The sequence below is a fragment of the Sphingopyxis sp. SE2 genome, from assembly GCF_032227185.1.
Classification (GTDB): domain Bacteria; phylum Pseudomonadota; class Alphaproteobacteria; order Sphingomonadales; family Sphingomonadaceae; genus Sphingopyxis.
In genome coordinates this window covers 1-25,829 of the sequence record NZ_JAPMXW010000004.1, presented here as the reverse complement: position 1 = coordinate 25,829, position 25,829 = coordinate 1, and the positions used below count along the sequence as shown (strand labels likewise).

Genomic DNA, 25,829 nt, shown 5'->3' with positions numbered 1-25,829 from the left:
GACGGGGAATTTTCTCCTTATGACACCCTCCCCTTCAGGGGAGGGCAGCGAGACTTGGGAACTTGTTCCCTAGTCGCAGCGGGTGGGGGCCATCGGACTTGCGCAAGGCCGATGGCCCCCACCCCAACCCAGTATCAGGTGAAACGTCCCCCGGACGTTTCACCTGATACTCCTGAAGGGGAGGGGCTTTTAAGTCACCATCGCCTGCAAGGTCGCGATCCGGTCGGCTTCCTCGGCGGGCTTGTCACGGCGGATGCGCGATATGCGCGGGAAGCGCATCGCCAGCCCCGACTTGTGGCGCTTGCTGCCATGGATCGAATCGAAGGCGACTTCGAGCACCAGCGACTTTTCGACCTCGCGCACGGGACCGAAGCGATTCAGCGTGTTGTCGCGCACGAACTTGTCGAGCCATTTCAGCTCCTCGTCGGTGAAGCCCGAATAGGCTTTGCCCACGGGGAGCAGTTCGCCCGCGTCGGACCAGCAGCCGAAGGTATAGTCCGAATAGAAGCTCGCACGGCGGCCGTTGCCGCGCTGCGCATACATCATCACGCAGTCGGCGATCAGCGGATCGCGCTTCCATTTATACCAGAGACCGGCGCGGCGCCCCGCGACATAGGGCGCATCGCGGCGCTTGAGCATCACGCCTTCGATCGCGGCATCACGTGCACCCGCGCGGCGCTCGGCGAGATCGTCGAAATCGTTCGCTTCGATCACCTGCGACAGGTCGAAATGGCTGTCGACGAGGCGCGGCACGAAGGCTTCGAGCTGGCGCCGCCGCTCGGTCCATGGCAGGCCGCGCAGGTCGTTGCCGTCGACCGCGAGCAAGTCATATACCCGCACGAAAGCCGGATAATCGGCAAGCATCTTCTTCGACACCGTCTTGCGCCCGAGTCTTTGCTGCAGCGCATTGAAGCTCGCCGCCTCACCCCCCTGCACCTCGCCGCGCACGAGCAGTTCGCCGTCGATCACCGCGTCCTGATCGAAAGCCGCGACCAGTTCGGGGAAGGCGCCGCTGATCTCCTCGCCGCCGCGACTGTAGATGCGCGTCTCGCCACCGCCATGGACGATCTGGACGCGGATCCCGTCCCATTTCCACTCGGCCGCATAATCGGCGAGGTCGACGCTTTCCCCTTCCAGGGGATGCGCGAGCATGAAGGGGCGAAAGAAAGCGACGTCTTTCAGGTCGGGCCGCTCCGCCCTTCCCTCGCCCCACGCGAAGAGCGGGGCATAGGGCGGGGGGATCGCGTGCCACAGCTCCTCGACATCGTCGACGGGCACGTCGAACGCCTGCGCGAACGCCTGTTTGGCGAGCCGCGCCGACACCCCGACGCGCATCCCGCCGAGCGCGAGCTTGAGCAAGGCGTAGCGCCCGTCGGCGTCGAGCCGGTCGAGCAAGGATGCGACGACCGCGGGGGCGTCGCTGCGGCTCGTGGCGGCGAGCGCATCGACGGCTTCGGACACTGTTAAGCCCCTTCCCTTCAGGGGAGGGGTTGGGGGTGGGGTTTCGAAAGCCGGCGCTACGCTGCTAGACCCCACCCCAACCCCTCCCCTGAAGGGGAGGGGCTTTTCAGACTCAGGCCACAGCAGCGCCGCCGTCTCCGCCGTATCGCCGACGAAATGCCGCGACAGGCGAAACAATTCCTCATCGACCCGCGTAGCAAGCAACGCCCTGACCGTCCCCGCTTTCACCGCCGGAAAATCGAGGCTCTCGGTCAGCGCGGCGAGCGCCCAGCCGCGATCGGGATCGGGGGTGTGGCGGAGGTAATCGACGATGAGCGCGAGCTTCGTATTGCGCGAGCGCGTATAGATCAGCCGGTCGATCAGGGCTGCGAAGCGCTTCACGCTTCCTCCTCCAGATCGCGGCCCACCAGGTGTAGCGCGCGTGCCTTACGCTGCGTCAACTCGCACCAGCGCAGCAGGCCGTCCTCGCTGCCGTGGGTGATCCAGCTTTCCTTCGGGTTCACCTCCGCGATCGTCGTCGTCAGCTCGTCCCAGTCGGCATGGTCCGAAATGACCAGCGGCAGTTCGACCATCCGCTGCCGCGCGCGCTGGCGCACCCGCATCCAGCCCGATGCCATCGCGGTCACCGGATCGGGCAGCCGCCGCGACCAGCGATCGTTGAGCGCCGAGGGCGGCGCCAGCACGATCTGTCCCGCCATTTCGGCCTTCTCGGTTTCCGAAACCAGCCGCAGTTCGCCGAGGTCGACGCCGTGCACCGCATAAAGCTGGCACATCTTCTCGAGCGCGCCGTGGATATAGATCGGCGCGCTCCATCCGGCGCCGCGCAGTTCGGCGATCACGCGCTGCGCCTTGCCGAGCGCGTAGGCGCCGACGAGCACACTGCGGTCGGGCTCGGCGCGCACCGCGCCGATCAGCTTGGCGATCTCGTCCGACGTGGGCGGGTGGCGGAACACCGGCAGGCCGAAGGTCGCCTCGGTGACGAAGATATCGCACGGCACCACCTCGAACGGCACGCAGGTCGGGTCGGGGCGGCGTTTGTAGTCGCCGGTCACGACGATCCGCTCGCCCGCATATTCCATCAAGACCTGCGCGCTGCCGAGCACATGCCCCGCGGGGTGGAAGCTGAAACGCACCCCGCCGCGCTCGAAGCCGTCGCCGTAAACGAAGGCCTGATTATGGCTCGCCTCGGCATCGACGCCGTAGCGCAGCGCCATGATCGCCAGCGTCTCGGGGGTCGCGAACACCGCGCCATGGCCGCTGCGCGCATGGTCGGCATGGCCGTGCGTCACCGCGGCGCGTTCGACCGGGCGCGAAGGGTCGATCCACAGATCGGCAGGCTTCACATAGATGCCGCCCGGGTGCGGCTCGACCCAGGTCTTGGCCTTCGCCATCAGGCGGCGAGCTTTCGCGCGCGGATCAGGTCGGCGACGAATGCCTCTCGCTCCTCCGCCGCACGCGCGCGGTCGGGCATCCGGAGCAGGAAGGAGGGATGGATCGTCGCGATCAGCTTCGTCCCCCCTTCGAGTTCGTGCGCAGCGCCGCGCATCGACTTGATGCTCGCGCTCTTGCCGGTGACCCCGCGCAGCGCGCTCGCGCCGAGCGTCACGATCAGGTCGGGCTTCACCAGCGCGCGTTCCTTGTCGAGCCACCAGCGGCAGATATCGATTTCGCCGGTCGTCGGATTCTGGTGCAGCCGCCTTTTCCCGCGCGGCTCGAACTTGAAATGCTTGACCGCGTTGGTGAGGAACAATCGCGTGCGGTCGAGCCCCGCCTCTTCCAGCGCCTCGTCCAGCACCTGCCCCGCCGGGCCGACGAAGGGCCGCCCTTGCAAATCCTCCTGGTCGCCCGGCTGTTCGCCGACCAGCATGATGCGCGCCGCTTCCGGCCCCTCGCCCGCCACGCCCTGCGTCGCGTTGCAATAGAGCGGGCAGCGCGTGCAGCGGTCGATCGCCTTCGCCAGTCCGTCCAGCGTGGTCACATTATCATCGAGGGCCAGTTCGTCGGGCACGCGCGTCCGCCATTTGTCGGTCAGGGGGTTCGCCATGGAAACGGCCGCTTCGCGCATGCGTTCCACCCGCGCCTCGGCGCCCGCGAGCAGCGGCGCGATATCCTGCGCTTCGGGCAAATTCTTCCAGTATTTTTTCGGCATCTCGGCGCGCATCGCGTCGACCTTCACGCGTGCGGGGTTGAAGATCGCGCCATAGTAAGTGCGCCACTGATCCTCGACGACATCGCTGGCGGGCACCTCGTCCCTTGTGCCGCCGGGGCCGTAGACCAGCGTCTCACCATGCCAGATCGCGCGCGCATCGGGGGTGACGATCACCCAGTCCATCCCGGTGAAGCGCCGCTGAAAGAAAGGCGCGGTCAGCCGGACGATACGGTGCGCCGGCTCGAACCAGGCGGCGAACCGCTCGCGCCCCGCCTCTTCGCCGAGGCGCCGGAAGCGCACGAAAGCGTGCATTTTGTGGACATCGCGGCGAATCGCCTTGTCGGCCTTGCGGAGCCAGTCGACATCCGCGTCGGTCGTCCGCGCCAGAAGCAGGCGGTCGCGCGCCGCGCGCCAGATGATGCGGTAGAGCCGCGCCGGGACTTCGGGGTCGCGGTGGCAGATCACGCGCTCGGCGATTTCGAGCAGTTCGCGCGGCAGCGCCACCGCGCCGGCGCGCGCCGGAGCGGCCGCCTCGCCGAACAGCGATGCGCCCGCCGCGCTGTCGCACCAGCTTACGTCCTCGGGCGCTACGCCGTTCGCGAGCAAGCCGCGTGCGGCGCTCCGCCATTCGGCGAAATCGCCCGGCGCCGCGAAGACGACCTCTCTCACAGCGCCAAAGCCAATTGTTCCGCCCTCGGCGCGAAACGCGCGCGGAGGTCGGCGCTGTCGGTGAGCTTGCCCGGCCGCCAGTCGGGGGTGACGATGAAGGGCAGCAATTTCTTCACCGAGGCGGTGAGCTTGGCGAGATCGCCGAGCCCGAGCTTGCCCAGCCGCCGCGCCGCGACGATGCGGTCGACCGCGCGCGTGCCGAGCCCGGGCACGCGCAGCAGCAGTTCGCGCGGCGCGCGGTTGATGTCGACCGGAAACGCCTCGCGCCGCTGGAGCGCCCACGCGAGCTTGGGATCTATGTTCAGGTCGAGCATGCCGCCGGTCGCCCCCTCCATGATCTCGGCGCGTTCGAAGCCATAGAAGCGCAGCAGCCAGTCGGCCTGATACAACCGATGCTCGCGCATCAGCGGCGGGCGCACCGGCGGCAGGTCGCGGCTCGCGTCGGGGATCGGGCTGTACGCCGAATAATAGACGCGGCGGAGCTGGTAGCCCGAATAAAGATTGCTCGCGGTTTTCAAAATATCGTCGTCGCGCGCGGCGTCGGCGCCGACGATCATCTGCGTCGATTGCCCCGCGGGCGCGAAGCGCGGCGGCTTCGCCTTGCCGATCAGCCGGCTTTTCGCCGCCTCGATCGCATCGGCCTCCCCGACCCGCACCGCCGCCATCGTCTTGCGGATCGCCCATGACTTCTTCTCGGGCGCGAAACTCGACAGCCCTTCTTCGGTCGGCAATTCGACATTGGTCGAGAGGCGATCGGCATAAAGCCCCGCGAGCGCGATCAACCCCGAGTCGGCGCCCGCGATCGTCTTCAGATGGATATAGCCGGCAAAGCGATGCTCCTCGCGCAGGATGCGCGCAACCTCGACCAGCTGCTCCATCGTATAATCTTCGGAACGGATGATGCCCGAGGAGAGGAACAGCCCCTCGATATAGTTACGCTTGTAGAAATCGAGCGTCAGCCGCACGACCTCCTGCGGGCTGAAGCGCGCGCGCTCGACATTGCTCGACGCGCGATTGATGCAGAAGCGGCAGTCGTAGATGCAGAAATTGGTGAGCAGGATCTTGAGCAGCGAGATGCACCGCCCGTCGGGCGCATAGCTGTGGCAGATTCCCATGCCCTCGGTCGACCCGATGCCCTTTGTCTCGGTGGAATCGCGCTTGACCGTCCCCGACGAGGCGCACGACGCGTCATATTTCGCCGCATCGGCGAGCACGGCCAGTTTTTCGAGAATCGTTTTGGCGGACATGCCCCCATGGCTAGCATGGGAACATAGTAAGAACAAATAGTCCAGATTAAGTCTCAGGCCTCACGCCACCGCGCGGGGAGCGTGATGTCGACGACCAGCCCGCCGGGTTCCCAGTGCCGTTCGATCGTGCCGCCGAGGTTGTTCTTGACGCTGCGCTCCATCAGCAGCGTGCCGAAACTGGTGCGGTCGGGCGCGACGACCGCGCGATCGCCGCCGCTTTCGGCCCAGGTCAGGCGGAACCGGCGATCGTCGCTGCCCTCGGCCTCCTGCGTCCAGCTCACCTCGACCTGACCATTCGCGCCGGTCAGCGCGCCATGCTTCGCGGCATTGGTCGCGAGCTCGTTGAAAAAAAGCGCCATCGCGACGAGCGCGTTTTCGGGAAGCAGCAGGTCGGGTCCCGACCAGCGGATGCGCGGAAAGGCCGCCTCGACCTCGCGCATCAGCGCGTGCATCGACCCCGTCATGAAATTGGCGCCGAGCAGGACGTTCTGCGCGCGGTTGAGCGCGTCGAGCCGGCTGCTGATCCGCTCGACATAATCGTCGACATCGCGCGCCGCGTGGCGGGTGAGCGAGATGATCGCGCCGACCGTCGCGAACAGGTTGCGCATCCGGTGGTGCAGTTCGCGCATCAGCAGATTGGCGTTTTCCTGCCGGCTTTTCTGTTCGGTGATATCGATGCTGACCCCGGTCAGGATCGCGTCGTCGGTCCTGACATCCCAGTCGGCGTGGACCGCGATCCAGCGCACGCCGCGTTCGGGGTGCTGGATGCGATATTCGGTCGCATAATGCGCGCCATGCGCCACCGAATCGCCGAGCACGCCGCGGACTGCGTCGCGATCGTCGGGATGGAGGCGGTCGAAGAAGTCGTCGACATGCCCAAGCGCGGTCGCATAGTCGGCGCCCCAGAGTTCGGCCGCCGCGCCGCTCCACTGGATCGCGCCGGTGCGGGCATCGTAGCGCCAGGTTGCGATGCCCGAAAAGTCGAGCGCGCGCTCGAGCGTTCGCTTCGCTTCGTCACGTTCGCCGACGATACGGCGCAGGTCGGCCTCGGCCATGATGATCCCGGCAAAATCCTCCAGCCGTTCGAGTTCGGTGGCGGTCAACGGTGCCCGCTCCTCGCGGTCGATCAGGCACAGCGTCCCTAGGATCGCGCCATTATAGGCGCGGAGCGGCACGCCGGCATAGAAGCGGACATGGAGGTCGCCGGTGACGAGCGGATTGTCGCGGAAGCGCGGATCGCCCAACACGTCGGTCACCACTACGGGCTGCCCCTCGGCGACGACATATTGGCAGAAGCTTATCTCGCGTGGCGTTTCGGTTGCGTCGAGCCCGTGGGCCGATTTGAACCACTGGCGGCAATCGTCGACGAGCGATACCAGCGTGATCGGCACGCCGTACAGGTCGGCGACCATCTTGGTCACGCGATCGAACGCCGCTTCGGGCGGCGTATCCATGATGCGATATTCGCGAAGCGTTTCGAGGCGCAGCCGTTCGGCCCTTTTTGCCTCTTCGCTGCCCCCGTCCGCCAATTCCCGTCCCCCGCCGCCATGCGATGCCGCCCCATCGCTATATTCCCCGGGCCGCCGCTCTGCCATCGATATGGTCCCTACAAAAGCATCCTTGCCGCGCAACAAGAAAGTGGCGGCATTCCGCCCACTTACACCGCGGCTCTCTGGCGTCCCGGCTGAATCTACGCTTTAGCGCGCGACAAGTTGCAGCCCGGCGTATCGCTTTTTGGGCATCCGTCGAGGGAACCGACCCGCGCGGGCACGCGTATGATTGCTCACCAAGAGGGAGGTATTTTGATGACATTGGGTGAGGAAATTCGGGGCCATCTTCCCTATCTGCGCCGCTACGCGCGCGCGCTGACGGGCAGCCAGCAGCATGGCGACAATTTCGTCCATACCACCCTCGAAGTCATCGTTGCCGCTCCGCACGAATTCCACAGCGGCGACGGCACGCGGATCGACCTCTACCGCAATTTCCACCGCATCTGGGAAAGCGCCTATATCGACGATGGCGAAGGCCGCGACGACGAAGAGCATCCGCTGGTCCGCGCCGCACACCAGCGCCTCGTGCAGCTCACCCCGCTCGGCCGGCAGATATTGCTGCTCACCGCGCTCGAGGGGTTTTCGGTCGAGGAGGCCGGGCTGATCACCGGCACCGATCAGCCGACGGTCGAGACGCTGCTCGCCGACGCGGTCGGCGAACTCGACCGCGAATCGCCCACCTCGGTGCTGATCATCGAGGACGAGCCGCTGATCGCGATGGAGCTCGAACAGATCGTCCGCGACCTCGGCCACCGCGTCGCGGGGATCGCGACGACGCATGAGGACGCGGTCGCGGCGTTCGAGGAAACCGACGCCGGCCTCGTCCTCGCCGATATCCAGCTTGCCGACGGATCGTCGGGTATCGATGCGGTGCAGGACATTCTCGCGATCGCGCCGGTGCCGGCGATCTTCATCACCGCCTTTCCCGAAAGGCTGCTCACCGGCGGACGGGTCGAGCCGACCTTCCTGATCTCGAAGCCGTTCCGCGAGAATACGGTGCGCGCCGCGATCAGCCAGAGCCTGCTCTTCACGCCGCAGCTTGCGGCGTAACGCATAAGGACGGCACCGGCCCGCTCCCCCTCCCGGCCTCCCACCCCTCCCGGCCTCCCAACAGCGTATCCTGAAATGGGAGGCCGGGAGGGGGAGCGGGCCGATGCCGTTTCCGACGTCAGTCGAAAAAGCGTCTCAATCGGGCGAAGGCCCGCCACCGGTCAGATGGTCGACATTCTCCATGATCGACCGGAACGCTTCGCTCGACGGTATCTCGTCGGCGCTGCGACGCGGCATTTCGCCGCTTTCGAGGATTGCCTGCAACGCGGCGCGGCCGCGCGACACGCGGCTCTTCATCGTGCCGACCGCGCAACCGCAGATCGCCGCGCCTTCCTCATAGGATAATTGCCCCGCGCCGATCAGCACCAGCGCCTCGCGCTGGTCGACGGGCAGCAACAATAGCGCGCGCTGCACGTCGGCGAGGTGCAGGCTGTCGTCCTGATCGTCGGGCGCGACGAGCAGCCGCTCGGCCGCCATCTCGTCATATTCAGCGGTGAATTTCTTGCGCCGCATCTGCGACAGGAAACAGTTGCGCAGGATGACGAAAGCCCAGCTCTTCATGCTGGCGGGCCCCGGAATATATTGCGCGCGCGCCTTCCACGCCTTCAGCATCGTTTCCTGCACCAGGTCGTCGGCGAGGTCGGCGTTGCCGCACAAGCTGCGCCCGAACGCGCGCAGATGCGGTAGCATCGCGGCCAATTCACGCTTGAAGCTGGCATCGTCGAGCGGTTGAGGCGTTACGTCGCTGATAAAAAAACCTTTGCGTGACGATGTCTGGTCATATCATGAACGGCTTAGCGGGTTGGGGTGGCATTGCAAGCGCCCGCCCGGTTACCCGACGCGCGGGCGGCGCCCCAGCGCCATGAAATTGGCGAATATCCGCTCGTCCTGCGCATCGATCCGACCGTTGGCCGCGAGCCGCGCCAAGCCATCGCCCCGCCATTCGAAACGCGGGTCATAGAGCATCGCCCATTCACCGAAATCGCGCGTCTCGACGGCGCGGCGCCGCACTTCGACCATGCCGCTGTGACGCGGATCGTCCCTGATGACCGCAAGACAGGCCTCTACCCGGTCGTCCGGCCCCTCGAGAAGCTGGAGGAAATTATGGCCGTTATAGACAAGCGCCCCGGTCAACTCGTCGCGCGCATTGTTGCGACGCGCCGAAACGAGAATCGCAACGATATCCTCGTCGCTGATCAACGGATCGGCGACACTCACATATGTAACGGAAAGCAACTGGTCGTCTCCCGAAGACCGGCCAAGGGCGGGCCAAGCGTGACCCCTCACATCCCTTCGCTTAGAGCCGGTGTGGTTTCTTGGCAACGCGTTCGTCGCAAAAAACAGAAGTCGTGGAACCTGCGGCCCTTTTCCTCGTTGCTCTCGCATGGCTACGCAAGGCAATGACAGGATGAACGGAAAGGGCACTCTCCCGCCCGGCGCCGACGCGCCGCGCCGCGCGCAGGGGAGCTTCCCCGGAACGCACGGCGACCAGTGGCATCGCACCCTGACCGGGCGGCAGGCGCCCGAACCGGTGAGCGCCAAGTTGCGCATGATTTATGGCAATATCGTCTCCGAACAATTGCCCGACAACATGCTCGACCTTCTGTCCCAGCTCGATCAGAAAAGCCCGAAGCAATAATGACCGGAACCCCCGCCGCTGCGTCGCAGCCGCAGGCCGACACCCTGTCGGACAGCGAATTCAAGGCACTGCTCGCCGGCGTCATTCCGCATCTGCGCGCCTATGGCCGCAGCCTTTCGGGCAACCCGGACCTCGCCGACGATCTGACGCAGGATACGATGGTCAAGGCGTGGGCGTCGCGCGATCGGTTCGAGCGCGGGACCTCGATCAAGGCGTGGACCTTCGTCATCCTGCGCAACACCTTCCTGTCGCAAATGCGCCGCAACAAGTTCGTCGGCGAATATGACGAGACCGCGGTCGAGCGCACCATGTCGACCCCCGCGAACCAGGAAGACAGCGGCGAAATGGCCGACCTCCAGCGCGGGCTGATGGAATTGCCGCAGGACCAGCGCGAGGCGCTGATCCTCGTCGGCGCGGGCGGTCTGTCCTATGAAGAGGCCGCGAGCATCTGCGACTGCGCGCTCGGAACGATGAAGAGCCGCGTGTCGCGCGCGCGCGCCGCGCTTGAGGAAATCATGAACAGCGGCCAATTCTCGCAAAAGCGCGCCGACGCGCCGCCGTCGAGCGAGGCGGTCGACGCGATTATGGACAGCGTCGAGACGATCACCGCGCGACGCGAGGCGGCGAATCGCTGACCCCTTGTCCCTCGCCGTTTGTGCTGAGCTTGTCGAAGCACCATCCTTCTTGCGGCGTCAAAAGGAACAACCCTTCGACAAGCTCAGGGCAAACGGATTGAGGGTACTCGACATCGAGCATCGGCCGCGTCAGAACGAGCTGTCTTCCCCAGCCAAGCGAGCCTTTGACATGCCGAAATTTTCGCTCTGTGCCCCGATCATCGCGCTCGCCGTCGCCGCCTGCTCGGCGCCCGCCGCGACCGAAGCGGCGCCAGCCGACACCGCCAAGCTCGACGCGTCGGGCGATCATCCCGCGACGCCACTCGCCGACGCGCCGTTCACCGTGCAGGAAATCGCCGATTTCAACGAACCCTGGGCGATGACCTTCATCCCCGGCACCCGCGCTGCGCTGATCACCGAGAAATCGGGCAAATTGAAGCTGTGGCAGGAAAATGGCCCGACGCAGGATGTCGCGGGCGTACCCACCGTCGCTTACGGCGGTCAGGGCGGCTTCGGCGACGTCATCGTCGCGCCCGACTTCGCCGCGACCGGCACCATCTATCTGAGCTGGGTCGAGGCCGGGACGGGCAATACCGCCGGCGCCGTCGTCGGCAAGGCGAAGCTCGTCCAGGGCGCGGCGCCGCGGATCGAAGGACTGCAGATCATCTGGAAACAGGATCCCAAGGTGACGGGCCGCGGCCATTATTCGCACCGCCTCATCTTCTCCCCCGACGGCAAATATCTCTTCATCGGATCGGGCGAGCGTCAGAAGTTCGATCCGGCGCAGGATATGAAGGCCAATCTCGGCAAGATCGTCCGCCTCAATCCCGACGGCAGCATTCCCGCCGACAATCCTTTCGCCGACGCTTCAAAGCCTGACGGGGGCGGCGTCACGGCGCAAATCTGGTCGCTCGGCCACCGCAATATCCTTGGCCTCGCCTTCGATGCGACCGGCAAGTTCTGGAACCAGGAAATGGGGCCGAAGGGCGGCGACGAGGTCAATCTGGTCGCGGCGAAGGCCAATTACGGCTATCCGATCGTCTCGAACGGGGATCATTATGACGGCAAGGATATTCCCGACCATGTGACGCGCCCCGAATTCGCGGCGCCGAAATTGTGGTGGAACCCGGCGATCTCGCCCGCGGGGCTCGCCTTCTATGGCGGCGATCTTTACCCGGGCTGGAAGAACAGCCTGCTGATGGGAGCGCTCTCTGGTGAAGGCCTCATCCGCATGGCCATCGACGGCGACAAGCTCCACAAGTCCGACCGCTGGGATTTCGGCCAGCGTATACGCGAGGTCGAGGTGCGCGACGACGGCACGGTCTGGCTGCTCACCGACGGCGAGGACGGCAAGCTGGTGAAGCTGGTCCCGAAGAAATAGCCCGCGGCTTTCGCCCCGGCGCAAGCATCCCTATATCGCTCCCATGATCCGCGGATTCCTCACCCGGCGCGCCGAATGGCCCGCGCGCGTCCCCGATCCCGACGCGCCGCCGCCGCTGACCTTGCTATGGCGCGAGATCGGGTCGCTGGCGCGCGCGATCGGCGGCCGCATCCGCCCGCTGCCGCCCGAGCCCAACCCCGACAGCGAGCATCCGCCGGTGATGGTGCTCCCCGGCTTCCTTTCGGGCGACTGGGCGACCAAGGCGCTGCGCGCCGACCTCCGCCGCGCAGGTTTCCGCTGCTACGCCTGGGGCCTCGGCTTCAACCGCGGCGCGACCGCCGACATCATCGAGCGCATCGACACCCGCGTCCAGTGGATCATCGACCGCACCGGCTATGCCCCCGCGCTGGTGGGATGGTCGCTCGGCGGCATCTATGCGCGCGAATATGCGAAGCATCATCCGGACAAGGTCGCGCGCGTCGTCACGCTGGGTTCGCCCTTTTCGGGCAGCCGCCGCGCCAACCGGGCGTGGCGCCTCTATCACCTGATCGCGCGCCATCCGGTCGACAATCCGCCAATCGACTTCCACCCCGCACCGCGCCCCGAAATGCCGACCTTCGCGCTCTGGTCGAAGCATGACGGCGTCGTCGCGGTGAACAGCGCGCGCGGCCTTCCGCACGAAAGCGACCGGCAGGTCGAGGTCGACTGCGGCCATATGGGTTTCGCCTATGCGCCGACTTCGGTCGCCGCGATCGTCAAGGCGCTGACCGAAGAGGTATCAGCGGCAGACTGATCCTCCCTGTGGCGAAGCCATGGGGAGGGGGACCGCTCGCTGAAAGCGAGTGGTGGAGGGGCCGCGACGATGGCGCCATCGACCCTCCGTCAGCGGCTACGCCGCCGCCACCTCCCCCTCGCTTCGCGACAGGGAGGATCGCTCAGCACACGTCTATGCGCCAAGCCGGTGCCGCGCGCCAGCTCATCAGCATCCGCCCCGGACGTTTCCCCGGGCGTCCGGTCGACACGAAACCGATCCGGCGCAGCAGCGCGCGCGAGCGGTCATTGTCGGGGTGGCATTCGGCGACGATCGAAGCACCCGGCAGCGACGCGGCGAGCGCCTCGACCACCGCGCGCACCGCCTCGGTCGCGATCCCCTTGCCCCTCACGCGCGCCGCGAACCAGTAGCCGATCTCATATTCGTCGCGCGCGCGGCGGTGGACGCCGATGACGCCGTTGAGATCGAGGCCGTGCTCGTCGCGCACCGCATGGAACACGTCGCCGCCGCCCGATCCCGCGATCAGCGCGCGGGCATCGGTTTCGGTGAAGGGCGCGGGCAGGAAATGGACGCGCGAGGTCACCGTCTCGTCGGTGATCGCGGCGAGCGCGCGGGCATCGTCGGCAAGCAGCGGCGTGATGCGGCAATGGGCGGTCGACAGGGCAAGCAAAGTATCGGTCATGTCGCGTCTTCTTCAAAAAGCGCGCGCCGCGGCCGGGGGTTCTGGTCTGATGATGTGATGACAACCATTCGCCTTCCGGTCACGGCGGCGATGGTCACAGGTGATGCCATGCCGCTCCTATGTAAAGGAGCGCCAATACGCCTTGAATCGGGTGGATCGGTCGTTGGTCATCGGCGCTGTGGCTAACGGCTCCGCCGCCCGCGGTCAATCCCGCGTCTTGACGATCGCATTTCACGCACTATTTAAAGTTACATGAAACGCGACAGCCGACTCTCGGGCGTGCTCCACGTCCTCCTCCATATGGCCGAAACGGGCACGCCGATGACGTCGGATCAGCTTGCGAAGGCGATGCAGACGCACGCGGTGGTGATCCGCCGCACTCTCGGCGGGCTGCGCGACGCAGGTTTCGTCCACAGCGAAAAGGGTCATGGCGGCGGCTGGACGATCGCAAAGCCCCTCGCCGAAATCACGATGCGCGATGTCTATAACGCGATCGGTCGGCCGAGCCTGATGGCGATGGGCAACCGCACCGAAGCGCCCGGCTGCCTCGTCGAACAGGCGGTCAACGCGGCGCTCGACACCAGCTTCCGTGACGCCGAAGCGCTGCTGCTCGCGCGCTTTGGCGAGGTCACGCTCGCGCAGCTCGCCGCCGATTTCCATGCGCGCATGGCCGCGCGCTCCCTCTCCCCCACGACGCAGGAGCATATCCATGGCTGAAGGCGCCCGGCATTTCCTCGACAGCTTCAATGACCCCGAGGCGGTCGCGCGCTACACCGAAGGGCCGCGCCGCTTCGTTCCCGGTCTCGACGGCCTCCACCGCATGACGGGCCTCCTCCTCGCCGAGCGCGTCCCGATCGATGCGCATATCCTCGTCCTCGGCGCGGGCGGCGGCAGCGAGATGAAGGCGATGGCCGAGGCGCATCCCGGCTGGCGCTTCACGGGCGTCGATCCCGCGGGGCCGATGCTCGACCTTGCCGCCAAGGTGATGGGCGCAGACGCACACCGCGCCGAGCTCGTCGAGGGTTATATCGACGACGCTCCGGCGGGCCCCTTCGACGGCGCGACCTGCCTGCTCACGCTCCATTTCCTCGATACCGAAGAACGCATCCGCACCGCCGCCGAAATCCGCGCCCGCCTCAAACCCGGCGCGCCCTTCGTCGCCGCGCACGGCAGCTTCCCGCAGGGCGCCGACGAACGCGACCGCTGGCTCGACCGCTACGCCGCCTTTGCCATCGCCTCGGGCGGCGATCCGGATCAGGTGGCGAAGGGCCGCGAGGCCGTCGCGACCCACGTCGCGATGCTCAGCCCCGAAGCCGACGAGGCGGTGCTGCATGCCGCGGGCTTCACCGGGGTCGAACAATTCTACGCCGCCTTCACCTGGCGCGGCTGGGTGGGATATGCGTGAAGGGGTGTAATGGCCGGAATACGACATTCTTTCCATCGTCATCCCGGCGAAGGGTGTCCGGAGGCGCGTGACTCTGAACACCCTTCGCCGGGATGACGGAACTGAAAGGTCCGGTCACCGCCCCCGAACGGCCTATTCCTAAACCCGTTCTCCACCAATGGCTCCTGCACTTCGCGCCGCCTCGATCATCGAGGCCCGCTTGCGCCGTCCATATATACAATATATTGCGCAATATATTGTATGATTCGCATGACAGACAGGAATTCGGATGAACGACAAGCGTTGGCCCCTCCTTCTCGCCGCCACGACCGCATGGCTGGCGACCGTTGCCGCGACGGACGAAGCCCCGCTCTCGGCCGCCGACCGGCGGGCGGTGGTCGAGCAACTCGGCCAGACGCTGGAGACGAACTATGTCTACCCCGACAAGGCCAGGACGATCGCCGCAACCTTGCGCCGCCATCTCGACGCCGGCGACTATGACGCCGCGCGCGACCGCCCCGCCCTCGCGCGCGAGCTGACCGACGATCTGATCGCCGCGTCGGGCGACCTGCATTTCGCGGTCGGGGTCGATCCCGTATGGGTCGCGGACTATGCCGCGAAGCAGGACCCCGTGCGCGCCGCCGCGCTGCGCGAGGCCGAACGGCGCGAAGAGATTCGAAAGAATTTCGGTTTCGCCGGGCTTCGCTACCTCGACGGCAACATCGCCTATGTCGACCTGTCGCATTTCGCCGACCCCGAACCCGGCTACGACGCCGCGGCGGCGGCGATGCGCTTTATCGAGAATGGCGACGCGGTGATTTACGACCTGCGCTATAACAATGGCGGCCATCTGGAGATGGCCCAGTTGCTCGCGAGCCAGCTCTTCCCGGGCGACAAGGATCAGGAGCTGTTCGATTATGATTACACGCTCGACGGCCGCCGCGTCGAGCGCGGCCAATGGGTGCTCCCCGCGCTGCCTGCAAAACGCTTGACCGGCAAACCCGTCTATGTCCTCACGGGCTCGACCAGCTTCTCTGCCGCCGAATGGTTCGCCTACACGCTCAAGAAACTCGGCCGCGCGACGCTGGTGGGCGAACGCACGGCGGGCGGGGCGCATCCGGTCGACCGCAAGCCCGTCGGCACCGACTTTTTCGTGCAGGTCCCGATCGGCCAGATCCGCGACCCCGTCGACCGCGGCGATTTCGAGGGGCAGGGCGTCACGCCCGATCATCAGGTCGCATCCGCCGACGCGCTCGCCGTCGCGCACCGCATCGCCCTCGCCGATCTAGCCAAGGCCGATCCGGCGAAACGGGCCGACGCCGACTGGTTCGCGCCCGAACTTGCCGAACGCCCGCAGCCGACCCCCGCCGCGCTCAAGGCCATCGCCGGCCGCTACGAAGGACGGCGGATCGACCTTGTGGGCGGCAAATTGCTCTACACTTGGCGCGAGCGCCTCCGCCTGGCCCTTGAACCGCTCGGCGGCGGCCTGCTCGCGATCGAGGGCGTGCGCGACTTCCGCTTTCGCATCGTGCGCAAAGGCGGCAAGGTCGCCGCCCTCGAACGCATCAACCGCGACGGAACGACCCAAACCTATGCCCGCCTCGACTGATCTCGACGACATCACCTTCCTCGGCCGCCTCAGCGAAGCGTTGAGCGACCGGATCGAGGAACAGACGCGTCCGCTGTTCGACCAGGCGGGCATCACCGTCCCGGTGCGGTCCTGCTCACTGCTCACCGCGCTCAGCAAGGCCGGCGAAGCCTCGGCCGCCGACCTCGCGCGCGCGCTCGGCCAGTCGCACCAGCTGGTTGTCCAGAAATGCCCCGCGCTGCTCCGCCTCGGCCTGATCACCCAGCACGCCGACCCCGCCGACGCGCGGCGCAAGCTATTCCGGCTGACCGATGCCGGCCGGGACCAGCTCGTTCGCATCGACGCCTATAGCGTGCGGATAAGCAAGGTCTATCGCACGCTCTTCGCAGAGGTCGGCGACGTCCACGGAACGATATCGAAGGCGCTGAAAGCGCTCGATGCCAAACCGCTCGGCGAACGCTTCAGAGAATAGTCACAGCGTCCGGAACATCACCAGCGCGTCGACGAAACCCTCGGTCGGATGCGCGAACGCCCCCGGCAGCCGCCCGACCACCTCGAACCCCAGCGACTGCCACAGCCGGGCCGCGCGGGCGTTGCTGCTCACGACGAAATTGAACTGCATCGCGCGAAAGCCCCGCGCCTTCGCGCGTTCGATCGAATCGAGGCACATCGCCCGCGCCACCCCGCGCCCCGTCGCCGCCGCGCCCGTCATATAGCCCGCATTGCACACATGCGCGCCGCCCCCCGCCTGATTGGCGCGCAGATAATAGGTGCCGAGGATAGCGCCATCGGCCTCGGCGACAAACACCTCCTTGTCCGTGCCGAACCAATAGGCGAGCGCGTCGGCCTCGCGCATGTCGCGACCCAGCGTATAGGTCTCGCCGGCGCGGATCACCGGTTCGAGGATCGCCCAGATCGCAGGGGCGTCTGCTTGCGTGGCGGGCCGGATGATCATTGAAACGGCGCGAGGATCGCATCGGTCACGCGCAGCGGCCGCCCATTCGCCTTGTCGAGCAGCGCCCACACCGTCCGCGCCCGCACATGCACCTTTCCGTCGGCCCCCGTGAATTCCATGAAGCGGTCGAATTTCGCGCCCTGCGGCTTGTCGGCGACCCAGGTCCGCGCCGTCACCGTCTCGCCGGGGCCGAGCGCGCGCAGATAGTCGATCTCGTGGCGCACCACGACCCAGATATAGGCGTCCTTATGCGCCTCAGGCGCCGCGGCATTCCAATGCCCCGTCGCAACCTGCTGGATCCACTGGACCCAGACGGCATTGTTGACATGGCCGAGCTCGTCGATGCTCTCGGGCGTTGCCGTGAGTTCGAGCGTGAACTCCCTCATGCGAGTTCGACGGTGGTCACCATATAACCCGCATCGCGGAGCGAGGCGACGAGGCTGTCGAGATGTTCGCGGTCGCGCGCCTCGCACTCGATGTCGGTGATCAGCCCCTTCGCAGGGAGCGTCGTGAAGATGCGCTGGTGATAGATTTCGATGATGTTGACCTGCTTCTCGTCGAACAGCTTCATCACCTTGAACAGCGCGCCCGGCCGGTCCTGCAACCGGATGCGCAGCCGCGCGATGCGGCCCGACCGCGCGAGGTCGCGCAAGAGCACGTTGGCGAGCAGCCGCGTGTCGATATTGCCACCGGTGAGCACGAGACCGACCTTGCGGCCCTTGAACTCCTCGGGATGCGCGAGCATCGCTGCGAGCCCCGCGGCGCCCGCGCCCTCGACGACGGTCTTTTCGATCTGGAGCAGGAGGCTGACCGCGCGCTCGAGATGGCGCTCGGCGACGAGCACGATGTCGTCGTTGAGCTCGGCGACGATCTTGCGCGTATAGACGCCCGGTTCCTTGACCGCGATGCCTTCGGCGAGCGTGTCGCCCTCGCACGCCATGTCGACGCCGTTGAGTTCGGCATACATCGACGGATAAAGCTCGGCCTGCACGCCGATCAGCCGCATGTCGTTCTTGATCCCGCGCGCCGCGGTGCCCATGCCGGTGAGGAGGCCCCCGCCGCCGATCGGCACGATCATCGTGTCGAGTTCGGGCACATCCTCGAGCATTTCGAGCGCCACCGTCCCCTGCCCCGCGGCGATATGCGGGTGATCGAACGGATGGACGAAGGTCAGTCCGCGCTCTTTCTCGAGTACGCGCGCATGCGCCGAGGCGTCGTCGAACTTCTCGCCGAACAGCACGATCTCGGCGCCGTGGCTCGCGGTCTGCGACACCTTCACCTGCGGCGTCGTCTTCGGCATCACGATCGTGACCGGCACGCCGAGCCGCTTGCCATGATAGGCGAGCCCCTGCGCATGATTGCCCGCCGACGCCGCGATCACGCCGCGCGCCTTGGCTTCGTCGTCGAGCAGCAGCAGCGCGTTCAATGCGCCGCGCTCCTTGTATGCGGCGGTGAATTGCAGATTCTCGAACTTCAGCCACACCTCGGCGCCGACCAGCTCCGAAAGCGTCTGCGAATGCAGCGTCGGCGTCCGCACGACCGCACCGTTAATTCGCCCCGCCGCCGCGCGCACATCGTCCAATGTGATCGCCGGAAAATCGGCGGCGGGGGTCAGGGTGAGTTGATCGGTCATAGGCGAAGCGCCCTAGCCCATCTGGCGCACGAAGCAAACAATGCTATGGACTGCGCATGAGCGAACGAAAATTGCGTATCAGCTTCATCGGTACAGGTGTCATGGGCGGACCGATGGCAGGCCACCTCGTCAAGGCGGGCCATAACCTCACCGTCTATAATCGCACCCGCGCCAAGGCCGATGCATGGGTCGGGCAGCATGGCGGAACCGCGGCAGCGACCCCGGCCGAGGCCGCGAAGCACGCCGATGTCGTCCTGACCTGCGTCGGCAACGACGACGATCTCGCGCAGGTGACGCTCGGCCGCGACGGCGCGTTCAATGCGATGAAGAAGGGCGCGCTGTTCGTCGATCACACCACCGTTTCGGCGCGCATCGCGCGCCAGCTGTCGGTCGAGGCCGACGGGCTCGGCCTGCTCTGCCTCGACGCTCCCGTCTCGGGTGGCGAAGCGGGCGCGCAGAACGGTACGCTCTCGATCATGTGCGGCGGCAGCAAGGCCGCGTTCGATGCCGCCGCGCCGGTGATGCAGGCCTATGCCGCGCGCATGGTGCATATCGGCGGCCCCGGCGCGGGGCAGACGACGAAGATGGTCAACCAGATCGCGATCGCCGGGGTGATCCAGGGCCTTTCCGAAGCGCTGCGCTTCGCGCAGGCATCGCGGCTCGACACCGACAAGGTGTTCGAGGCGGTGTCGGGCGGCGCGGCGGCGAGCTGGCAGATGCTCAACCGCTGGGGCACGATGGCGAAGGACGAGTTCGACTTCGGCTTCGCGGTCGACTGGATGCGCAAGGATCTGGGGCTCGCGATCGACGAAGCGCGCGTCAACGGCGCGACGCTGCCCGTCGCCAGCCTCGTCGACCAATTCTACGCCGATGTACAAAGGGCCGGCGGCGGCCGAAAGGATACGAGCTCGCTCGTGACGCGGTTGCCGAAATGAAGCGCCTCCTGCTGGCCGCTTTGGCCCTCACCCTCGCCGCCCCCGCGCACGCCGACACGCTGATCGACAATGTCAACGGCATTACGCTCGACAAGGACGGCAAGCTCGTCCGCTTCACCGGCCTCGTCATCGATACCGAGGGCAAGGTGAAGCAGCTGCTCGACCGCAAGGACAAGCGCCCCGAACGCCCCGATTTCAAGCAGGACGGCAGGGGCAAGACCCTCATCCCCGGGCTGATCGACGCGCACGGCCATGTCATGGGGCTGGGTTTCCAGCTGATGCTGCTCGACCTTTCGGACACGACCAGCCTGGCCGAGGCGCAGGCGGCGATCCGCAAATATGCCGCCGAAAATCCCGAAATGCCGTGGATCATCGGGTCGGGCTGGAATCAGGAGAAATGGGGCCTTGGCCGCTTCCCGACCGCCGCCGATCTCGACGCCGCGGTGCCGAACCGCCCCGTCTGGCTCGAACGCGTCGACGGCCACGCCGGCTGGGCGAACAGCGCCGCGATGGCGGCGGCGAAGATCACCCCCGCGAGCAAGTCGCCCGAGGGCGGCCGCATCGAAATGGCGGGTGGCACGCCGTCGGGCGTCTTCGTCGACGCCGCGATGCGCCTCGTCGACAGCGCCAAGCCCAAACCGCTCGCGCGCGACCTCGACCGCGCGCTCTATCTGGCGCAGCAGAAATTGCTCGAACAGGGCATCACGACGATCGCCGACATGGGCACGACCATTCAGGACTGGCAGGCGTTTCGCCGCGCGGGCGACAAGAAACAGCTCGCGGTGCGTATCCTCTCCTATGGCGGCGACATCGACAATATGGCGATCATCGCCGGGTCCGAACCGACGCCGTGGCTCTATGACGACCGGCTGCGGATGGTCGGGGTGAAGCTCTATCTCGACGGTGCCTTGGGCTCGCGCGGCGCGTGGCTGAAAGCGCCCTATGCCGACGCGCCCGGGCAGAAGGGCTTGCCTCTCCTCACCCCGGCGCAGCTTCGCAACAAGATGGTGCGCGCGTCGATGGACAAGTTCCAGGTCGCGATCCACGCGATCGGCGATGCGGCGAATGCCGAGGCGCTCGCCGCGATCGCCGACCTCACCGCCGATCTTCCCGGCGAGCGACGCTGGCGCATCGAACATGCGCAGGTCATCGACCCCGCCGACATCGCGCGCTTCGCCGAGCTCAAGGTCATCGCCTCGATGCAGCCGATCCACCAGCCGAGCGACCGCGTGATGGCCGAAGCGCGCCTCGGCCCCGATCGCCTGAAGGGCGCCTATGCGTGGCGCAGCCTCCAGAATGCGGGCGTCCGCCTCGCCTTCGGCTCCGACGTCCCGGTCGAAAGCGCCAACCCCTTCCCCGGCATCGCCGCCGCCATCTCGCGCACCGATGCGAAGGGCGAGCCCTTCGGCGGCTGGCGCCCCGAGGAGGCGGTCAGCCGCGAGACCGCACTCGACGGCTTCACGCGCACCGCGGCTTATGCAGGCTTCGCCGAGGACCGCATCGGCACGCTGATGCCCGGGATGCGCGCCGACTTCCTGATCGTCGACGCCGACCCTTTGCTCGCCAGCCCCGACGAGATCCGCCGCATGGTACCACTCGAAACCTGGGTCGGCGGCTATCGCTATTACAAGCAGAAGGAGGGCGCGACCGTTGGCCGATAGTCCTTCGCGCCGCGCGCTGCTGACCGGCCTCGCGGCGCTGCCGGTCGCGGCGAGCGCGGCGGCGGCCGAGCGCAAGGAACGCCGCTCGAAAAAGCGCAAACCGGCAAAGCCCAAGGTCCAGCATGTCGACGTCGCGATCATCGGCGCGGGCGTGTTCGGGGCGTGGACCGCGTGGCACCTCCTCCGCGCGGGCAGGTCGGTGCGCCTCTTCGACGCCTATGGCGCGGGCAACGCGCGCAGTTCGTCGGGCGGGACGAGCCGCGTCATCCGCATGGGTTATGGCGCCGACGCGCTCTATTCGGAGATGGCGCGCGACTCGCTTAAATATTGGAAGGAGCTTTCCGACACCGCGAGCGCGCCGATCTTTCACAACACCGGCGTGCTCTGGTTCGCACCGCAGGGCGAGACCTATACCGCGCAATCGCTCGCCTGGTTGCAGGCGAACCGCGTCGGCCACGAGCATGGCGACGTCAGCTGGCTTCAGAATAGATATCGCCAGATCCAATTCTATCAGGGCGAAACCGGCATCCTCGAAACCGAGGCGGGGGCGCTGATCGCCGCGCGCGGGGTGCAGGAGGTGATCGCCGACGCCCAGATCGAGGTCGAGCGCGTCGTCATGCCCGCGCCCCTCTTTTCGAAGCGGATCAAGCGCCACACGCTCCCCGACGGCGGCACCGCCGACCATCTCGTCTATTGCGCGGGTCCGTGGATCGCCGAACTCTTCCCGCAGCAGCTGATGAACAAGATCGTCGCCACGCGGCAGGAAGTCTATCATTTCGGCGCGCCACAGGGAGACACGCGTTTTGCCCCGCAGGAACTTCCGGTGTGGGCGGACTTCAACAACGGCCGCATCGTCTACGGTATCCCCGACCTCGAAGGCGCGGGGTTCAAGATCGCGTTCGACACGCACGGTCCGGTCATCGACCCCGACACGCTCGAACGCCAGCTCACCCCCGCCGGCATCGCCGAAGCGCGCGCCTATGTCGCGCGGCGCTTCCCCGGGCTCGCCAACGCCCCGCTGCTCGGCGGGCGGGTCTGCCAATATGAGAATAGCTCGAACGGCGACTATCTGATCGACCGCTTCCCGGGGCAGGAACGCGTGTGGCTCGTCGGCGGCGGATCGGGGCACGGCTTCAAGAACGGCCCCGCGGTGGGCAAGCGCGTCGCCGCGCATATCCTCGACGCGAACCTCGCGGTCGAACCGCGCTTCAGCTTTGCGACCAAGGGCACGGTCGCGGCGCGGACGGTGTTCTGATGAGCCCAGCCCTCTTGCTCGTCATCCCGGCGAAGGTCGGGATCTCGCCGGGGCGGCAAACCGAGAGGGTGAGATCGTGTTTCATAGTCACGTGCCTCTGAACACCCTTCGCCGGGATGACGATTTGGGGAGGTAAGTTTAGCGTGCGCCTGACCGACTGCCACAATATCGACGATTTCCGCGCGCTCGCGAAGCGGCGCCTGCCTTGGCCGGTGTTCGACTATATCGACGGCGCCGCCGACGACGAGGTCACGCGCCGCCGCAATCGCGAAGCGTTCGACGGCTGCGACCTGATCCCGCGCGTGCTCGCCGGCGTTGAAAGCGTCGACATGAAGACGACGCTGTTCGGGCGCGAGATCGCGATGCCGCTCTTCCTGTCGCCGACCGCGCTCCAGCGGCTCTTCCACTGGCAGGGCGAGCGCGCGGTGCTCCGCGCCGCGGCGAACGCGGGCACCGTCGCGGGCATTTCAAGCCTCGCGACGATCGGCCTCGCCGAAGCCGGCGCGCTGACGGGCGCCCCCAAGCTGTTCCAGCTCTATGTCCATCATGACGAAGGGCTCAACCGGGCGATGCTCGACGCTGCGCGCGAGGCGAAGTTCGACGCCGTCGCGCTCACCGTTGATACCATAGTCGGCGGCAACCGCGAACGCTGCCTGCGCTCGGGCTTCACCTCGCCGCCGCGCTTCACCGCGCGCAACATGCTCTCCTATGCTGCCAAACCCGGCTGGGGCCTGAACTATGTCCTCCGCGAAAAGTTCAGCCTGCCCAATCTTGCGACGCACGTCTCCGAAGGATCGAGCGTCCCCAAATCGGTCGCCGAATATTTCACCTCGATGCTCGACCAGAGCGTCGACTGGAAGCGCTCCGAGGCGATCCGCAAACAGTGGGACGGTCCCTTCTGCCTCAAGGGCATCGTCGCGGTCGAGGATGCCAAGCGCGCGGTCGACATCGGCGCGAGTGCGATCATGGTCTCGAACCACGGCGGGCGACAGCTCGACGGCAGCATTGCGCCCTTCGACGCGCTCGCCGACATCGTCGACGCGGTCGGCGACAAGGTCGAGGTGATCTGCGACGGGGGCATCACGCGCGGCACGCATGTGCTGAAAGCGCTGTCGGTCGGCGCCAAGGCCTGCTCGGGCGGCCGCCTCTATCTCTATGCGCTCGCGGCGGCGGGCGAGGACGGCGTCGCGCGCGCGATCGCGCAGCTCCGCGCCGAGATCGAACGCGGCATGAAATTGATGGGGGCCAGGACCCTCGCGGATCTCGGTCCCCATAATTTGCGGTGGCGGTAAAATGATCCTCCCTGCGGCGAAGCCGTGGGGAGGGGGACCGCCGAAGGCGGTGGAGGGGCCGCACGGTTGCAGCCCCTCCGTCAGCCCTGCGGGCTGCCACCTCCCCATCGCTACGCGACAGGGAGGATAGAAGCTATGCCACCGTCTCCTTCTTGCCGATCCCGCTCCAGTCGATGCCCCGCGTCATATACATCACCCCGGCGAGGGCGAAGAACATCAGCACCGAACCGATCAGCAGCGAATAGGCTTCGAGGTTCAGGAGGACATAGAGCAGCGCGTAGAGCCCGATCAGCATTGCCGCGAGGAAGCGCGCGCGCTTCCAGCTTTTCAGCACCGCCGCGCTGTAAAAAGCGAGCAGCCCGATGATCGCCGCCGATGCGACCATATAGGCGAAGGTAAAGCCGATCACCTCGGCGAACGCCAGCAGCAGTACGAAGAACAGCACCAAAGCGATACCGGTCAGCAGATATTCCGCCGGCGCGACGCGCGCGCCCGCGATGATGTCGAACATCAAGAAGGCGACGAAGGTGAAGCCGATGAACAGGAAGCCATATTTGATGCTGCGATCGACCTGGCTGTAGAGGTCGACGGGCTCGATCAGGCTGATCGCGACCGCTTTTGCGGTGCCGCCCGATGCCTCGCTTCCGCCGCCGCTGTTGCTCGTCACCTCGACCGGCACCGGCTCCCTATAGGATTCGCGCGGGCCGTAATTCGTCGCGACCGGCGGCGATAGATCGCCGGTCAGCACCTGTGCCTGTCCGAGCGCGAGATTGGGCACAGCATAGGTCGCGGTAAAACCGCTCGCCGTCACCTCGCGCTTCGCGGGCAGGAAGTCGCCGCCGAAGCTCGGGTTCGGCCAGCTCGACTTGACCGTCCAGCGCGTGTCGACCCCGCGCGGGATCAGTTTGAAATCGCCGAGCCCGCGCACGCCGATCCGGTAATCGACCTTCATCGGCGCCGCGCCGCTCCAGTCGACGAAAGCGAAAGTGCCCGAATTGCCCGTCGAGAGCAGCCCTTTTCCCGGCTGGAGCGCGAGCGGGGTGCCGTCGACGGTCAAACTGTTGCCGTCGACCAGCCCGCGCGCGTCGCTGATGCCCAGCCGCACTTCGGCGCGGTCGAGCATCAACGCCTCACGCGTCACGCCATAGCGCGCGATATCGGCGGGCAGCACGAAATCGGCGCTCCCCGCGATCTGGCTTTCATAGACGACGGTCTCGTAAATCGCCTTCTTCCGCCGCTCAGGCTTGATGACGACGTCGGCCTTGTTCGACTGCGGCGAGAGGTAGAGGTTGCGGATCGTGTCGACCGTCCGCGTCACATCCTTGCCATTTTCGTTGACCGTCGTCGTTTCGGCCGCGCGATAGGGAATGACGATCACCGGGCCGGCGATCGTCTGCTGCCCGCCCCAGCCCTGCCCGATCGAGGCTTGCGCGGTTTCGGCCTGCTGCTGGCGATCCCATAGCAGGCCATAGGTCATCAGCAGCGGGACCATCAGCGCGACCGCGATCAGCACCGCGATGACCAGCTTGACGCCCGGGCTACGCTCGCCGCGGGCCGGAGGAACCGGCGGAACCGAAACAGTCTGGGGGGATTGAGGAGTCTGAGGCATGGGCGATCGTCTCCGTCTTCTTCAACTCGTCGACGGATTTGCACGGTTCATCGAACACCGTCAAGCCGCTTGCGGCGAAGCGCCGCGCGCTTTCGCGCACGAAAAAGGGGACGGCCTCCCCCGAAGCCGTCCCCTTCGCGCGTGGTCGCCGACCCGCTAGGGCATCAGAAAGATGCGCCGAGCGTAAAGACCACGGTTGGATCGTAAAGCGTATCGACGGCCTTGACGCCCGTCTTTTTAACATCGGTATCGATATATTGCGCCGAGAAGGTCAGCGGGCCGGCGGCGAAGGACGCGCCGAGC

General features: G+C 66.6%; 26 protein-coding genes. 13 read left to right on the top strand and 13 right to left on the bottom strand.

What is annotated here, in order from left to right; all coding sequences use genetic code 11:
* Window positions 1-189: 189 nt before the first annotated feature.
* Genes OVY29_RS22215 through OVY29_RS22195 form a run of 5 tightly spaced genes read right to left on the bottom strand, consistent with a single transcriptional unit; the run spans window position 190 to window position 7,121 of the window.
* Window positions 190-1,842 carry a cisplatin damage response ATP-dependent DNA ligase gene (locus OVY29_RS22215; protein WP_313912302.1) on the bottom strand — a complete coding sequence of 551 codons (1,653 nt, stop codon included), beginning with the start codon at window positions 1,840-1,842 and terminating at the stop codon, window positions 190-192.
* Entirely contained in the window at window positions 1,839-2,852 is a 1,014-nt protein-coding gene (locus OVY29_RS22210; RefSeq protein ID WP_037554833.1) for a ligase-associated DNA damage response exonuclease, read from the bottom strand. Before OVY29_RS22210 ends, OVY29_RS22215 begins: the two co-directional genes overlap by 4 nt.
* Window positions 2,852-4,279, bottom strand: a complete 1,428-nt coding sequence (locus OVY29_RS22205; RefSeq protein ID WP_313912301.1) for a UdgX family uracil-DNA binding protein — start codon at window positions 4,277-4,279, stop codon at window positions 2,852-2,854. Before OVY29_RS22205 ends, OVY29_RS22210 begins: the two co-directional genes overlap by 1 nt.
* Window positions 4,276-5,526: a putative DNA modification/repair radical SAM protein gene (locus OVY29_RS22200; protein WP_313912300.1), complete on the bottom strand. Its 1,251-nt coding sequence runs from the start codon at window positions 5,524-5,526 to the stop codon at window positions 4,276-4,278. Before OVY29_RS22200 ends, OVY29_RS22205 begins: the two co-directional genes overlap by 4 nt.
* A gap of 53 nt (window positions 5,527-5,579) precedes the next feature.
* On the bottom strand, window positions 5,580-7,121 hold the full coding sequence (locus OVY29_RS22195; protein ID WP_037554836.1) for a sensor histidine kinase: 1,542 nt from the start codon (window positions 7,119-7,121) through the stop codon (window positions 5,580-5,582).
* Window positions 7,122-7,331: 210 nt separating this feature from the next.
* Here OVY29_RS22195 and OVY29_RS22190 point away from each other — a divergent pair, with 210 nt between their 5' ends.
* The gene (locus OVY29_RS22190; RefSeq protein ID WP_037554837.1) at window positions 7,332-8,126 is read left to right on the top strand and encodes a response regulator; all 795 of its coding nucleotides are present in this window, start codon (window positions 7,332-7,334) and stop codon (window positions 8,124-8,126) included.
* Window positions 8,127-8,261: 135 nt separating this feature from the next.
* Here OVY29_RS22190 and OVY29_RS22185 read toward each other — a convergent pair whose 3' ends face one another.
* Window positions 8,262-8,816 (bottom strand): sigma-70 family RNA polymerase sigma factor, encoded by a 555-nt coding sequence (locus OVY29_RS22185; RefSeq protein ID WP_313912299.1) that lies wholly within the window; start codon window positions 8,814-8,816, stop codon window positions 8,262-8,264.
* Between the two features lie 141 nt (window positions 8,817-8,957).
* Window positions 8,958-9,362 (bottom strand): BLUF domain-containing protein, encoded by a 405-nt coding sequence (locus tag OVY29_RS22180; protein WP_052182162.1) that lies wholly within the window; start codon window positions 9,360-9,362, stop codon window positions 8,958-8,960.
* A gap of 172 nt (window positions 9,363-9,534) precedes the next feature.
* Between OVY29_RS22180 and OVY29_RS22175 the strand changes: the two genes are divergently transcribed.
* The 4 genes from OVY29_RS22175 to OVY29_RS22160 all read left to right on the top strand — a co-directional run bounded on the left by OVY29_RS22175 (window position 9,535) and on the right by OVY29_RS22160 (window position 12,553).
* On the top strand, window positions 9,535-9,765 hold the full coding sequence (locus OVY29_RS22175; RefSeq protein WP_037554839.1) for a NepR family anti-sigma factor: 231 nt from the start codon (window positions 9,535-9,537) through the stop codon (window positions 9,763-9,765).
* Window positions 9,765-10,400, top strand: a complete 636-nt coding sequence (locus tag OVY29_RS22170) for a sigma-70 family RNA polymerase sigma factor (protein ID WP_313912298.1) — start codon at window positions 9,765-9,767, stop codon at window positions 10,398-10,400. Before OVY29_RS22175 ends, OVY29_RS22170 begins: the two co-directional genes overlap by 1 nt.
* Window positions 10,401-10,569: 169 nt before the next feature.
* Window positions 10,570-11,760, top strand: a complete 1,191-nt coding sequence (locus OVY29_RS22165; RefSeq protein ID WP_313912297.1) for a PQQ-dependent sugar dehydrogenase — start codon at window positions 10,570-10,572, stop codon at window positions 11,758-11,760.
* 43 nt (window positions 11,761-11,803) lie between these two features.
* Window positions 11,804-12,553: an esterase/lipase family protein gene (locus tag OVY29_RS22160; protein ID WP_037554842.1), complete on the top strand. Its 750-nt coding sequence runs from the start codon at window positions 11,804-11,806 to the stop codon at window positions 12,551-12,553.
* Between the two features lie 142 nt (window positions 12,554-12,695).
* On the opposite strand, the gene OVY29_RS22155 is transcribed toward OVY29_RS22160, so the two are convergent.
* The gene (locus OVY29_RS22155) at window positions 12,696-13,214 is read right to left on the bottom strand and encodes a GNAT family N-acetyltransferase (protein ID WP_313912296.1); all 519 of its coding nucleotides are present in this window, start codon (window positions 13,212-13,214) and stop codon (window positions 12,696-12,698) included.
* Between the two features lie 252 nt (window positions 13,215-13,466).
* Between OVY29_RS22155 and OVY29_RS22150 the strand changes: the two genes are divergently transcribed.
* The 4 genes from OVY29_RS22150 (at window position 13,467) to OVY29_RS22135 (ending at window position 16,658) form a co-directional block, all read left to right on the top strand.
* On the top strand, window positions 13,467-13,931 hold the full coding sequence (locus tag OVY29_RS22150) for an Rrf2 family transcriptional regulator (protein ID WP_313912295.1): 465 nt from the start codon (window positions 13,467-13,469) through the stop codon (window positions 13,929-13,931).
* Entirely contained in the window at window positions 13,924-14,619 is a 696-nt protein-coding gene (locus OVY29_RS22145) for a class I SAM-dependent methyltransferase (RefSeq protein WP_313912294.1), read from the top strand. The genes OVY29_RS22150 and OVY29_RS22145 overlap by 8 nt, the downstream gene beginning before the upstream one ends.
* A 268-nt stretch (window positions 14,620-14,887) precedes the next feature.
* Window positions 14,888-16,207, top strand: coding sequence for a S41 family peptidase (locus tag OVY29_RS22140; protein WP_313912293.1), 1,320 nt, complete (start codon window positions 14,888-14,890; stop codon window positions 16,205-16,207).
* Window positions 16,191-16,658 carry a MarR family winged helix-turn-helix transcriptional regulator gene (locus OVY29_RS22135; RefSeq protein ID WP_313912292.1) on the top strand — a complete coding sequence of 156 codons (468 nt, stop codon included), beginning with the start codon at window positions 16,191-16,193 and terminating at the stop codon, window positions 16,656-16,658. Before OVY29_RS22140 ends, OVY29_RS22135 begins: the two co-directional genes overlap by 17 nt.
* Here the strand turns inward: OVY29_RS22135 and OVY29_RS22130 are convergent, their stop codons facing one another.
* Genes OVY29_RS22130 through OVY29_RS22120 form a run of 3 tightly spaced genes read right to left on the bottom strand, consistent with a single transcriptional unit; the run spans window position 16,659 to window position 18,774 of the window.
* The gene (locus OVY29_RS22130) at window positions 16,659-17,141 is read right to left on the bottom strand and encodes a GNAT family N-acetyltransferase (RefSeq protein WP_037554846.1); all 483 of its coding nucleotides are present in this window, start codon (window positions 17,139-17,141) and stop codon (window positions 16,659-16,661) included.
* Window positions 17,138-17,527 (bottom strand): acyl-CoA thioesterase, encoded by a 390-nt coding sequence (locus OVY29_RS22125; protein WP_037554847.1) that lies wholly within the window; start codon window positions 17,525-17,527, stop codon window positions 17,138-17,140. The genes OVY29_RS22130 and OVY29_RS22125 overlap by 4 nt, the downstream gene beginning before the upstream one ends.
* Window positions 17,524-18,774 carry a threonine ammonia-lyase gene (locus OVY29_RS22120; protein ID WP_037554848.1) on the bottom strand — a complete coding sequence of 417 codons (1,251 nt, stop codon included), beginning with the start codon at window positions 18,772-18,774 and terminating at the stop codon, window positions 17,524-17,526. Before OVY29_RS22120 ends, OVY29_RS22125 begins: the two co-directional genes overlap by 4 nt.
* Before the next feature lie 56 nt (window positions 18,775-18,830).
* Between OVY29_RS22120 and OVY29_RS22115 the strand changes: the two genes are divergently transcribed.
* The 4 genes from OVY29_RS22115 (at window position 18,831) to OVY29_RS22100 (ending at window position 23,917) form a co-directional block, all read left to right on the top strand.
* On the top strand, window positions 18,831-19,709 hold the full coding sequence (locus OVY29_RS22115) for an NAD(P)-dependent oxidoreductase (protein WP_037554849.1): 879 nt from the start codon (window positions 18,831-18,833) through the stop codon (window positions 19,707-19,709).
* Window positions 19,706-21,370, top strand: coding sequence for an amidohydrolase (locus tag OVY29_RS22110; protein ID WP_037554850.1), 1,665 nt, complete (start codon window positions 19,706-19,708; stop codon window positions 21,368-21,370). Before OVY29_RS22115 ends, OVY29_RS22110 begins: the two co-directional genes overlap by 4 nt.
* Window positions 21,360-22,625 (top strand): FAD-dependent oxidoreductase, encoded by a 1,266-nt coding sequence (locus OVY29_RS22105; protein WP_037554851.1) that lies wholly within the window; start codon window positions 21,360-21,362, stop codon window positions 22,623-22,625. The genes OVY29_RS22110 and OVY29_RS22105 overlap by 11 nt, the downstream gene beginning before the upstream one ends.
* 143 nt (window positions 22,626-22,768) lie before the next feature.
* The gene (locus OVY29_RS22100; RefSeq protein WP_037554852.1) at window positions 22,769-23,917 is read left to right on the top strand and encodes an alpha-hydroxy acid oxidase; all 1,149 of its coding nucleotides are present in this window, start codon (window positions 22,769-22,771) and stop codon (window positions 23,915-23,917) included.
* Window positions 23,918-24,050: 133 nt separating this feature from the next.
* Here the strand turns inward: OVY29_RS22100 and creD are convergent, their stop codons facing one another.
* Window positions 24,051-25,526 (bottom strand): cell envelope integrity protein CreD, encoded by a 1,476-nt coding sequence (creD, locus tag OVY29_RS22095; protein WP_081933050.1) that lies wholly within the window; start codon window positions 25,524-25,526, stop codon window positions 24,051-24,053.
* 164 nt (window positions 25,527-25,690) lie between these two features.
* Window positions 25,691-25,829: TorF family putative porin (locus tag OVY29_RS22090; protein ID WP_313912317.1), on the bottom strand; the 139-nt coding region annotated here is incomplete at its 5' end.